This is a genomic window from Phocaeicola coprophilus DSM 18228 = JCM 13818, from assembly GCF_000157915.1.
Taxonomy (GTDB): Bacteria; Bacteroidota; Bacteroidia; order Bacteroidales; family Bacteroidaceae; genus Phocaeicola; species Phocaeicola coprophilus.
Genome location: NZ_EQ973631.1, coordinates 1 through 8963, shown reverse-complemented (window position 1 = coordinate 8963; position 8963 = coordinate 1). Strand labels below are relative to the sequence as shown.

Sequence of the window (8963 nt, the reverse complement as noted above, 5' to 3'; positions counted from 1 at the left end):
AAGTCTTCTTTGCTAGGATAGTCAGGCCAAATATCTTCAATACTTTCGTAAATCTCACCTTCGTCTTCCATCTCCTGCAAGTTTTCAATCACTTCTAGCGGAGCACCCGAACGCATTGCATAGTCAATCAATTCGTCTTTAGTTGCCGGCCAGGGAGCATCCTCCAGCTTCGAGGCCAATTCCAATGTCCAATACATAGTATTTCAGTATTAAAAGTTGTACATGTTTTTATTGAGCCACAAAAGTATAACAATTTCTTTCATTTACAACTCTTATCCCAATAAATTTCTTCAACTCCTGCCAATTGGTTCAACTTTTTGGCAAGAACAAAAAAATAAATCAGACAATCTGTTTATAAAACACTTGGCTTTCTCATCCAGCTCGACATGTTCTATCTCTTCCAAAGCAAGCATCCTGCGTTCCGTACGACGGCAAACAGTACGACAGATATGGCAGGCTGCCGCACCAGGAGCCCCTCCCGGAAGAATAAATCCTTTCCACTTTGAGGCTGCATCCAATTCATCAATAGCCTGTTCCAGCATCTGAATATTCTCATCGGTAATCCGGCTTTCCATACGCAGATCCGTATGAGACTGGTCAGTAGCCAAATAAGAGCCTAAAGAGAAAAGCTTGTGCTGCACATTTTGCAGGAAAGAAAGAATAGCAGCATCCTCAACAAGAGACATCAGCCATCCCACATAAGCGTTGAGTTCGTCAACTGTCCCATAAGCTTCCAGACGAGCATGCGTTTTCGGGACTCTTTTTCCTCCCACAAGAGAAGTCATTCCCTTGTCTCCCGTTCGGGTATATATCACACTTTTTTTCATAGTATCATACTTAAAGGAAATTTACAATACGATGTTCTTTCACACGCGATTTATCAAAGAAAACCAATCCGACATCATACAAATCGAAAGTTACTCCCGTACGTTCATCGGCCACAACTTCTTTCCACCACAGCTTTTTCTCAGCCGTTGCATAAGGCTGTCCGATAATCATACATGTCTCTGACTTTACTTTTGTGAGTAACAGATCAAAGACCTCTTTATAATAAGGTGTATGAGCGATATGTATCAGATCAGGACAATGGTTTTCAGACAGAAAATGTTCAATTCCATCTTTCAGTTCACATTTCTCATAAGTAATACGAGAGTTCTCCCCAAAAAGACGGGCTACTTTTTCCTGATATTTCTGATCCAGTGTCCGTACTTTCATCTGCAGATTTGCAGATGCCATATAAAGGGCACTTAAACCACTTCCTGTACCAACTTCCAATAAAGCTGAAGGACGACGCTCATTTACAACCCGGAATAAAAGGCGGTCAACTTTCTCTCTATAATGCGGCAAATGCAATACTCCTCTGCGCAGACGATGCAGAGGAGTATAAGCATAAAAAGGTAAGCGTTCATAAATCACGAACGTTATAAAATGAAAATCGGACGGAGAATGTACGCCATATCCACAACGATGACGGAAACGGCAGCACCAATTCCAAGCACGACGGAAAATATCTGTCATATTGAAACGGTAATAATCCTCTTCCGTTTTTTATTTACGGCTTCCCAGCTTGTCATCCATATAAAGAATGCCAGCTGCATCACCACAACGTTTCAATTTCTCTACGATACTCTGAGCCGTAGCTTCTTCTTCTACCTGTTCACGTACATATCCCCAAAGGAAATCCTGTGAAGGCATGTCTTTTTCTTCAGAAGCTATCTTCACCAAATTTTCAATTAACTCAGAAACATGGCATTCATGCTTATAGACATGTTCAAACACTTCCAATGCACTTCCCCAGCCTTGAGGAACAACATCAATCTTGTCTACAGAAGCGGTACCTCCACGCTTAATCACATAATCAGCCAGATCATAAGCGTGCTGCAACTCTTCTTGTGATTGCAGAAGCAGCCAGTGTGCAAAACCATCGAAACCTTCACGCTTCAAATAGAATGACATGGAAAGATAAAGATTAGAAGACCACATTTCAGCTGTAATCTGTTCATTAATTGCTGTTTGTAATTTTTCTGAAATCATAATCGTATATTTTTTAATAGAACAAGTCAATTTGTTTCTTACAAATAAACAAACAAAGTACCACAATTCCGATAAAGCAGCTGCTTTTTATAGAATTTAAACAAAAAAGAGGTTCTGCAGATCAATCCTGCCACGTTGTCATTCAACTTTAAACAAATGCTCCGACAAACTGGCAAGAGGCAGTCTGTTCTCTTCTCATAAAAATCCCAGGATACGCTTTTCTCTTCTTAAATCATCTATATTCTTATCAGGAGAAACAAGCATCATACTTTTAATTATGTCCTCAGTATGGCAAGTGTAATCATAATACGCCCGTTCTTCTTCCGTTTCGATCTGATCTTTAGATATTACTCGGGTACGGAGCTCTGCAAATTCATTCAGCGGGATCTCATCCCCCTGACGGACAAACAAAATACGGCGGGCTATCGGATTCCGGTTATAGTCATGGGTCAGATAAATACCTTTTATCAGATCAGGATATTCCAAAATGGGAAGCTGAAGATATATTACCTTCAAAGCCAACTGCAGGCGTTTTTGCTCATTAAACATCAAATAACCGATCTGAAAAGGAGAGAATAATCCGATACCTACATAATAATCACCCGACATATTCTGACTATATACCTTGGGCATCGTATTACCATCCGTAATGGAAGTAATCATATAAGGCTCTACCTTTAAACCATCCGAAAAAGAAGAAGCACTGTATGCTAAATACAACCCGGCATAAATACCTGCATTCGGCAAATATCTGACAGCCTCCTTTTCAATATCATCCAGAAAAGGACGTTCTCCATTTTTAGCGGAAATCAAACGAGGTTCCAGATGACATACCTTTTCATACAAATCATCCAGACATCCTAACAATTTACGTTTGGATACATTATTTACTTGTTGCAAAGCCTGATCCAATGCCGCCTCCGGTTCAGTACCAGAAGACAACAGATTCACATACATCGGTAACACCGATGAATAAAGTGATGAAAGTACACTGGAAGCTATATCTGTTTCCTCCGATATCTCTTTCATTTTCACACCCGACTCCCGGAGTTTTTTCATCCGTTCATAAAGTAATGCAAGTTTATCCATAAATCCTTCGTTTGATTACAAAGATAGGTGTTTGTTATTACAAAGTTATGTCACTCATTACAAAATCATTGCATAAAAATAATATAAATGTGACATTATAAATTAGCATAAACATCCCATCATTATACATTATAAATTAATTCTTTCAGATTTTATCTCACAATAGCTTTGCACTCAGAATTTGAATCTCAAAAAAAACTCATAAATGAAGCAAGCTACCCAAAACAAACAATTATCTGATGCGCTCCTGATCCTTTGGGCCGGCGGCGCAGCACTGCTTTCCTATTCATTAGTATATGCCTTGCGAAAGCCTTACACAGCCGCATCCTTTGAAGGGCTAACATTCTTAGGAAGTGACTATAAAGTGGCTGTAACCACAATCCAGATATTAGGATATGTCATTGCCAAATTCTTCGGAATAAAAATAATCTCGGAACTAAAGAAAGAAAAACGATTCAGATTTTTTGTCAGTTCAGCCATACTTGCAGAAGCAGCACTTATCGGATTCGGTATATTAAATCCTCCTTATAATGTCATCGCCATGTTTGTCAATGGACTGTCATTGGGATGCATGTGGGGAGTAATCTTCAGTTTTATTGAAGGGCGCAAGGTTACCGACATCCTGGCCAGTTTATTAGGAGTCAGTATGGTGTTCAGTTCGGGAGTTGCCAAAAGCTTCGGATTATTTGCCATGAATGAAATGCAGATTGACCAATTCTGGATGCCCGCCGTCATTGGAGGTTTTGCACTTCCCCTGTTAGTACTCATGGGATATATGCTGAAAAAGTTACCACAACCGACAGCTGAAGATATTGCCTTACGCAATGAGCGCGTGATTCTGGACGGCAAAGGGCGCAAAAAACTGTTTATGAAATACGCGCCTATCCTGAGTCTGCTATTTATCGGAAACTTTATGCTATTGGTCTTACGAGATATCAAGGAAGACTTTCTTGTCAACATACTGGACATGAGCAATCAATCATCGTGGCTGTTTGCCAGAATTGATACCATTGTAACACTCGTCATTTTAGGAATCTTTGCGCTGTTCGCCTTTTTCCGAAACAACATCAAAGCACTGTTATGGCTGATGACTCTGGTTATAGCCGGATGCCTGACCATGACTTACGTATCTTTCTTTTACGAAACGCTCAACTTACCGCCCATCACCTGGCTATTTATACAAAGTCTGTCACTTTATATTGCTTACCTGACTTTCCAAACCATCTTCTTCGACCGGTTTATAGCTTGTTTCCGTATCAAGGGAAATGTAGGATTCTTCATTGCCATGATTGATTTCATCGGTTACCTGGGTACTGTAACCCTGCTATCCACCAAGGAGTTCTTGAATATCGAACTTGAATGGTTTGCTTTATTCAATCACATTTCCTGTGCCGTTGGAGCCATTTGTTCGATCCTCTTTACCATTGCAGGACTTTTAATCTACCGGAAGTATACACAAGAAATGAAAACAAAAACAACAAAATTTTTCATGAATCCTCAATATAATACGATTTAACAATGGAACAACATTATGACATCATTATCATAGGAGGCGGATTGCTGGGATGTGCAACAGCCTATCAGCTTGCCAAACGAAATGCAGGACAGATTCTGCTAGTAGATGGAAATGAAATTGCGTCACAAGCTTCGGCGCGTGCTGCCTGCCTGCTGACACGTGCACGAACCAAACCAGCCCTCATGGAACTGGTTCAGGAAACCTACGATTGCATCGGAGAAATAGAACAGCTTTTAGACGAGTCTCTGGAATTACAGCAATGCGGCAGTATCACAATAGCTTCATCCGAAGCCTCTCTGAAAGAAATAGAAGCTCTGGAAGAGGCGGCCAACCGCTTTGGTATTCCTAATGAAAGAATCACCCGGGAACGTACTAAAGAATTGCTTCCCTGGATAGAAACCGATCCGATTGATGTTGCCTTGTATATGCCGACAGATGCCTTTATTGACTCTGCCCTGCTCTGTTCAGGATATGCCAAAGCAGCCAAGAAATTAGGAGTCACTCTTCGCCCGAACAGCAAAGTACAAACAATCAATGTAGAAGGGAACCGGACAACTGGTATTACATTAATCAACGGAGAAACAATTACTGCTCCTATTGTAGTCAATGCAGCAGGTTCATGGGCAAACCTGCTGATGCGCCCACTTCAGATCGGACTTCCCTTTACCCCGGTAAGAAGTCATTTCTGGATCAGTGCTATTGATTCTGAACGTTTCCCCGCCAACCATCCGTTCACTGTCATCCCTGATGCCCGTGCATTTACCCGTTCCGACGTAGGTGCACTGATTATTGGATTACGGGAAAGCCAATGCCAGCCTTTCGATCCTGCTACACTGACTGACAAGCTGGAAGATTTCGATTTCAATGAAGCTGCCAAATGGACTGTACTGGATGAATGCGCACCACTTCTCAAAAGATTTTTAAAGGATATTGACGAACTCCCTATTGCCCACTATATGGCCGGACCATCCTGTTATGTTCCCGATGCCAAATTTATCATTGGCCCGATTGCGCAATACACAGGCTTATATACCATTACCGGATGTTGCGGTGGTGGAGTCGCTGCCGGAGGAGGTATGGGAAGACTGGTTGCCGAACTGATTATGAAAGAAACGCCATTTGTAGACCCAGCCTACTTTGCACCGGAACGTTTCGGTAAAGTCGATCCTTTCTCTGCCGAGTTCCAGAAACGCTGTGCAGATGCACGGTCCAACAAAAAAGGAGGATAACACTTTGTGTGCTACTCACTTTATCTTCCACTTATCATTTAATATCATTAATGACCATAAAAAATGAAACGATATATTGTATTCTTAAAACAAGTTCCACAATCCACACTAGTGGAAATTGATCCGATCACCAAAACATTAAAGCGTTCATCTGCCTTATGTAAAACCAATCCTGATGACTTGTGTGCCCTGCAAGCCGCACTAAACCTGAAAAAAAAGACCGGAGCCGAAATAGTCGCCGTAAGTATGGGACCTGCCAAAGCCGAGAATGTACTGCGTGAGGCATTGCAACACGGAGCTGACCATGCCATCCTGCTTTCTTCACGTGCCTTTGCCGGAAGCGATACATGGTGTACCAGTACCGTATTGGCTGCGGCTGTTCGCAAAATAGGTTCCTATGACATCTTATTTTTCGGACGTATGGCCATAGATGGAGATACAGCTCAGGTAGGTCCCGAAGTGGCAGGTCAACTTGACATACCACAAATAACACAACTCATACAAATTGACAACCTGACGGACAACAGCATCATTTTGCATAAAAAAGCCGGCGAAACCATACAACAGCTTGAAATCACTCTTCCATGCGTCGTCATGGTAAGTAAAGAAAATGGAGAGATCAACCCTCCCACACTGGCTGGCTGGCGTAAAGCCCAACAACAATCAATCGTATGCTGGGATGAAAATGACCTGAATCTGTCAAGCAATGAAGTCGGGTTATACGCTTCACCAACCAAAGTCGTATCCACACAAGTTCCGCAAAGCAACAAATCTATTGAATGGCTGACTGATGCGACCAACATTATGCAAATAATCCAAGAAAGTATTCACCCTCAGAAATAAGAAATATGACAAACGATAATACTTTTGCCCTCCAATTCAATAAAGATATCTGTACCCAATGCGGTATCTGCGCAGACAGCTGTACATTTGGGGCTATACAATTCAATGAATATCCGGAAATAGATATCAACAGTTGCCGTTTATGTGGAACCTGCGTACAAGCTTGTCCCGCAACAGCCCTGACAATGAAAGAAGCACCTAAACAGACAACTCCAACCTGTCTCACACCAACCCATGGAATATGGGTGCTTGCAGAAACACAAGACGGTACACTAGCTCCAGTCTGCAAGGAATTGTTAGGAAAAGCCCAAGAACTGTCTCAGAAATTAAATCAGAAAGTTGAAGCCATACTGGTGGGCAACAATATCAAGCATCTGGCTTCCGAACTGGCAGCCTACGGCGCACAACGTATACATTTATTAGAATCTGAAACTTTAGAAACATATATTGAAGAAAACTACGCCAGAGTTATAGCCGACCTGGCAGAAGCACTTCATCCTGAAATTTTATTGGTCGGTGCCACAACTAAAGGCAGAGGACTGTCTGCACGTCTCGCCTCTTTATTAAAAACTGGACTTACCGCTGACTGTACTGAATTAAATATAGATCCAGAGACCCGATTACTTCATCAGATACGTCCAGCTTTTGGTGGAAATCTCATGGCTACGATCATAACCCCAGACCGTCGTCCGCAAATGGCATCTGTACGTCCTGGCATCATGCAAGCCATCGAAGCCGATTTCAATAAAACAGGTGAAATCATACAACATGACATCTCAGATTTTGTAGCCGATAAGCGTATTCATAGGATCAGCGCATCTAAAGAACAGTCCAATGGCATATCATTAAACGACAGTCGCATTATTGTCAGTGTAGGACGTGGAGTCAAAAATCCTGAGACAGTAAGACAGATACGGCAATGGGCCCAACAAATAGGAGCCGTTGTAGCAGGTTCACGCGCAGCAGTAGAGGCAGGCCTGATAGAACCACAAATGCAAATCGGCCAAACCGGACATGTTGTCTCACCGGATATTTATATTGCAATCGGTATCAGCGGACAGATTCAACATACTTCCGGTATAGGAGGAGCCAAAAAGATCATTGCGATCAATTCTGATGCCTCTGCACCTATTTTCAATATTGCTGACTATGGATGGGTAATAACCGCTGAGGAAGCAGTAAAAAGACTTCTGACTAATACAATATAACAGATACATAAAGAAAAATCCTTGTAAGCTTTCACTTACAAGGATTTCTAAACTTTAAGTACCCAGACCCGGGGTCGAACCGGGATGGATGTTACTCCACTGGTGTTTGAGACCAGCGCGTCTACCGATTCCGCCATCTGGGCATTAAATGAACAAACGCCATTGTTTTAAATTGCGAGTGCAAAGATAGAGACTTTTCTAAAATACACAAAATTATTCGGACTTTTTTCAGAATAGCCCCGAAAAAAGGGAGATAGATGTTAAATCTTTATTATATTTATGTCGTAAAACATATTTTTGGCAAACTTTTTGTACCTTTGCAGTGTTATTAAAAGAGAACGAACATAAATGTAAAACCAGTTCCCAAAATGTGGGAAACACAAAAACTGAAAATTATGAAAGAAATGAAAAACGAAATCCAAATGTTGCAGTATCGCATTAAGCGTTATCATGACATGAGAAACGGTGCTATGTGCCAAGCTTTAAACGGAAAACTTCAAAAGTTACTGGCTAAACAGCAGGCCGCTCTATAAAAGAAAAACATCTACTTACACATTTCGACAAATCACGAATCTTACACTTGTCGAATATTCTTCTAAATATCCGGAAAATCCTCTATTCGGATTTCCGGCTTCGCAGGAAAATCTGTCAAATCCCAATTTTATTTCTTCTAATTTGAAAAAACTATCAGAAAAGATAGCTTTTTCCGATATAATTATATAAATTTGTAACAAGCCTTATGAGGGCTGTAAATAACAGATTTAATATTAACCTATTTTGATTGCGCTATGAACATACAAAGTATCGGAGAAAGTGCAGGTATCGTTTGGAAGGTACTGCATGGTGACAACAGGAAATGGGAGTATCAAGAACTAAAGCAAGTTACAGGTCTAAGAGACCGAGAATTAAATTCCGCCATCGGCTGGTTAGCCCGTGAAGGAAAAATCCAATTCGATGAATCCTTGAATAAAGACAAACAAAGTTTATATATTGAGTTGAGCCTGTATATCGGATAGTTTTCTTCGAATTATGAGAACACAATAT

Annotated in this window: 10 protein-coding genes, 1 tRNA gene and 1 pseudogene; 6 read left to right on the top strand and 6 right to left on the bottom strand. The window is 41.2% G+C overall.

The features are described from left to right. From BACCOPRO_RS00490 to BACCOPRO_RS00470, 5 genes and pseudogenes are all read right to left on the bottom strand, one after another. The coding region (locus BACCOPRO_RS00490) for a DUF2795 domain-containing protein (protein WP_008139881.1) at positions 1-197 on the bottom strand (197 nt) is incomplete at its 3' end. A gap of 62 nt (positions 198-259) precedes the next feature. Beyond that, a pseudogene (locus tag BACCOPRO_RS00485) lies at positions 260-827 on the bottom strand (cob(I)yrinic acid a,c-diamide adenosyltransferase). A 10-nt stretch (positions 828-837) separates the two neighbouring features. Next, positions 838-1518 (bottom strand): O-methyltransferase, encoded by a 681-nt coding sequence (locus BACCOPRO_RS17735; protein WP_040311012.1) that lies wholly within the window; start codon positions 1516-1518, stop codon positions 838-840. 30 nt (positions 1519-1548) lie between these two features. Beyond that, positions 1549-2034 (bottom strand): ferritin, encoded by a 486-nt coding sequence (locus BACCOPRO_RS00475; protein ID WP_008139874.1) that lies wholly within the window; start codon positions 2032-2034, stop codon positions 1549-1551. A gap of 195 nt (positions 2035-2229) precedes the next feature. Continuing rightward, positions 2230-3123, bottom strand: coding sequence for a hypothetical protein (locus tag BACCOPRO_RS00470; protein ID WP_008139872.1), 894 nt, complete (start codon positions 3121-3123; stop codon positions 2230-2232). Between the two features lie 205 nt (positions 3124-3328). Between BACCOPRO_RS00470 and BACCOPRO_RS00465 the strand changes: the two genes are divergently transcribed. From BACCOPRO_RS00465 to BACCOPRO_RS00450, 4 genes are all read left to right on the top strand, one after another. Beyond that, positions 3329-4639 carry a DUF5690 family protein gene (locus BACCOPRO_RS00465; protein ID WP_008139871.1) on the top strand — a complete coding sequence of 437 codons (1311 nt, stop codon included), beginning with the start codon at positions 3329-3331 and terminating at the stop codon, positions 4637-4639. 2 nt (positions 4640-4641) lie between these two features. After that, on the top strand, positions 4642-5868 hold the full coding sequence (locus BACCOPRO_RS00460) for an NAD(P)/FAD-dependent oxidoreductase (RefSeq protein ID WP_008139869.1): 1227 nt from the start codon (positions 4642-4644) through the stop codon (positions 5866-5868). Between the two features lie 63 nt (positions 5869-5931). Then, entirely contained in the window at positions 5932-6711 is a 780-nt protein-coding gene (locus tag BACCOPRO_RS00455) for an electron transfer flavoprotein subunit beta/FixA family protein (RefSeq protein ID WP_008139867.1), read from the top strand. A 5-nt stretch (positions 6712-6716) separates the two neighbouring features. Then, positions 6717-7919: an electron transfer flavoprotein subunit alpha/FixB family protein gene (locus BACCOPRO_RS00450; protein ID WP_008139865.1), complete on the top strand. Its 1203-nt coding sequence runs from the start codon at positions 6717-6719 to the stop codon at positions 7917-7919. Positions 7920-7978: 59 nt separating this feature from the next. On the opposite strand, the gene BACCOPRO_RS00445 is transcribed toward BACCOPRO_RS00450, so the two are convergent. After that, positions 7979-8062 (bottom strand) — tRNA-Leu (locus BACCOPRO_RS00445). A gap of 252 nt (positions 8063-8314) precedes the next feature. Here BACCOPRO_RS00445 and BACCOPRO_RS17730 point away from each other — a divergent pair. Both BACCOPRO_RS17730 and BACCOPRO_RS00440 read left to right on the top strand, forming a co-directional pair. Continuing rightward, positions 8315-8452, top strand: a complete 138-nt coding sequence (locus tag BACCOPRO_RS17730; protein ID WP_162231612.1) for a hypothetical protein — start codon at positions 8315-8317, stop codon at positions 8450-8452. A gap of 255 nt (positions 8453-8707) precedes the next feature. After that, positions 8708-8935, top strand: a complete 228-nt coding sequence (locus tag BACCOPRO_RS00440) for a winged helix-turn-helix domain-containing protein (RefSeq protein WP_008139861.1) — start codon at positions 8708-8710, stop codon at positions 8933-8935. Positions 8936-8963 lie beyond the last annotated feature (28 nt).